3 protein-coding genes are annotated in these 3,151 nt (G+C 39.6%); 1 reads left to right on the forward strand and 2 read right to left on the reverse strand.

The window, feature by feature from the left end; translation table 11 throughout:
* Both QVB70_RS09235 and QVB70_RS09240 read right to left on the reverse strand, forming a co-directional pair.
* A partial coding sequence (locus QVB70_RS09235; protein ID WP_287585445.1) for a hypothetical protein occupies positions 1-299 on the reverse strand: 299 nt, incomplete at its 3' end.
* Between the two features lie 19 nt (positions 300-318).
* Positions 319-1,107, reverse strand: a complete 789-nt coding sequence (locus QVB70_RS09240; RefSeq protein ID WP_287585446.1) for a 2-keto-4-pentenoate hydratase — start codon at positions 1,105-1,107, stop codon at positions 319-321.
* Positions 1,108-1,366: 259 nt separating this feature from the next.
* Between QVB70_RS09240 and QVB70_RS09245 the strand changes: the two genes are divergently transcribed.
* Positions 1,367-3,151, forward strand: a 1,785-nt coding sequence (locus QVB70_RS09245) for a DUF2207 domain-containing protein (protein ID WP_287585447.1), incomplete at its 3' end; no start/stop codon positions are given.

The raw sequence follows: 3,151 nt of genomic DNA on the forward strand, positions 1-3,151 counted from the left end.
CGCTTCAACTCAGCGATTGCTAATGGGCTGTGTGGATCAAGTCTACAAAACCCTGTGAACTGCTCAGGGTGGTCGTTCATTAAATTAGCAATTAATGTATTTGCTCTTTTGAAACAGTGCTCCTGATCCTTCATCCTTTCATTAAAAGGAAAAATAATAGCGTGGTCAATACCACACTGATCCATTTTGTCAAGCAGAATTTCAGCTGTTTGTCGAGTGCCATCAATATCGTGCCCGATATGGCAGTGTGCATCAACATACGATAGTTCTGACGCACTTTCTAAGGCATCATCGTTCATTTTTATTCAAACTGAATTATTATTCTACAAATTTTATGCTTACAGATCCAAGTTGACCAAACGTTGCTCTAACATGATCTCCCGCTTGAACAGGAAGAGCTTTCGTTAAAGATCCTGATATCACTACTTCACCAGCTTTAAGAATGATATCATATTCTGAGAGTTTGTTGGCTAACCATGCTACAGATTCAGCGGGATTCCCTAAGACAGCAGCACCGGCAGCAGTTTCCACTACTTCACCGTTCTTTTCAAGAACAAGACCGAGATATCTCAAGTCGAGACCTGGTGTCGATACATCGGTAAGACCACCAGCACCAAAAATCACACGTCCTATACTTGCGCCATCTGCGATAGAGTCCTGTATTTTGATTCCCCAGCCCGCAAATCGGCTATCAATTATTTCGATACTAGGCAATACACCCGCTGTGGCAGCCAGTACGTGTGCAGCAGTTACACCAGGACCTTGTAAATCATCCATTAAAACAAATGCGACTTCAGGTTCTGCCTTTGGTTCGATCAACTCTTTCATGGAAATAGTCCCTTCACCAGCTATATTGGTGGACATAATGAATCCATAGTCGGGTTCGTCGATTCCGAGTAATTCTTGCATAGCCTTTGAGGTAAGTCCGATCTTTTTACCGATTATTCGCTCTCCACGCGCTTTTTTCTTTTCAACAACTCGTAGGTGGATCTGATACGAGTCTTGAATGGTAATATCAAACCTTTCAGTAAACAGTTTTAAGGGTTCACGTGTATCTTCTGCGTTGAGAACTTCATTAGCAAGCATTTCGATTGTTGCTTCATCCATTTTACTTAATGCCTCCTTGTTTTTACATCATTTTTAGAATGAACTATACTAGTTTTGAATTATGCTAATTATGATACTGATTGTTTCATTGTAGTTTATGGAATATAAAGATGGTATCTAGACATTTAATAAGCGAAATAAAGCGAGCAAAGATTTAAATAATATTTTTGCGTGTTATAATTGTTTTTCTGCAAACTACGGCAATGAACGTCCGATTTTTGCCTATAAATCTCCAGAAATTGAAATTGAGGACAGAAGAATGAAGAAAAAAAGTCATTTGAAGCTTATATTTATTTTTGTTATTTTCGTGCCTTTGCTTACAGCAACAATAAGTAACAAGGCTTATGCCGCGGGTACATACGATTTATCGGGCTATGAAACAACAATCACAGTAAATCAAGATGCATCATTAGACATCTCAGAACAAATAACATTCCGTTTTCTAAGTGGCGATTTCGGTTTTGCGTATCGTACGATCCCGTACCGTGGATTTGATGAGATTAAAAACATACAAGTCTATGGCGACAGTAGTGAAGCCTATATAGAAGCTTCTGATGAAGAAGCAGGGACATTTTCCGTTGCTAAGGGTTTTGATGAGGTTGAAATCACATGGTATTATGAGCGGGTCTATGTCGGCTCGCAACCTGTGGAGCGTACGTTTATTCTCACATACACTGTAACGAATGCAATAAGTTACGAGGATAATTACGATATAGTGGATTGGCAAGCAATTGGAAGTGATTGGGATGTACCGATTTACAATGTGCATGTTCAGGTGATTCTTCCAAAAACATACACTACGGAAGATATACTGATACCTGACAAGATCCGTTCAGAATCTACAGTTATTATTTCAGAGAATAATGGGAAATCTGTTGTAGATGTGTATTACGACTCTTATTTGCCACCTAACACATCCTACGAGATCATAGTTCGATTCCCTTCTACCGTAGAGCAACCTTTTTCCTGGAGACAGTATCTCAACAGAACTGGTTGGCTCATTGGAGTCATCTTTTTTGTCATTTTTAGTGGTATATATGCAGCAATTTATCTCTTCAGGGGACGAGATCCCCCTGTTTTTGTCAATAAACAAGCCATTGGTCTTAATCCTCCCAGAGAACTTCATCCTGCTATTGTGGAAAGTCTTCGCAGTGAAGGAGCTACTATGAATGGCGTCCTTGTTACAATTTTCTATTTAGCCAAAAAAGGCTATCTTGAACTTTGGCAATATGGATCAGATTCGTTTCTACGCCTAACAGACGACGGATATAATGCCATTAGAAGAAAGACTTTACCTGATGATCTAACAAAGATTGATTGGCATGTGTTGCGAACGGTTAGCATCTACGAGTATGACAAAAAAACCCGTATTGAAGTTATGAATCCGGATAGATTTGCAGAAGCACTTGAGGAGATAGAACAGGAATTGCATCTTCAGCAATTACTTCCCACGACTTATAGCGCGACTAAAGCAACATATCAAAAATTCGCGTTTTTTGTTATGGCAGCAGGATTTTTTATTGTATTCTCACTATTCTTTTTTAGAACTGTAGGACTCGCTCTGTTAGGAACTCTAGTGCTTGCGAGTGGTCTTATTGGTATCGTAATAGGAAATTTCATGGCGAATCGGACGGAACACGGGGCAATGATGAATAAAGAATTCAAATTCTTTTTAAGAAATGTGAAACGGGAAGCAAACCGAATTAAAAAGATGCGTGAACCTTATGAAGCTATGAAATACTTAGACGAATATCTGCCGTGGCTTTTCATTTCTGGCTTAAATGTTTCAAAATGGATAAAATCGTGTGTAAAAAGACGTCGTTATCCGGAAACAGGAACTAGAAGAATGTACTGGCCATATTGGTACTACTATCATCATCCTGCGTACGGACACACTTATGGAGCCGATTCGGACTTTTCAAACTTTACTGTTCCACAAGTGGGTGCAATGCTTGACTCCTTTGCCGCCACATTTGATTCCTTTGTAAGTGATATTTCATCTACTCTTATGCCCAGCAGTAGTGGAGGAGCTGGAGGTGGTGGA

This window comes from Candidatus Borrarchaeum sp., assembly GCF_019058535.1.
GTDB classification, from domain to species: domain Archaea; phylum Asgardarchaeota; class Sifarchaeia; order Borrarchaeales; family Borrarchaeaceae; genus Borrarchaeum; species Borrarchaeum weybense.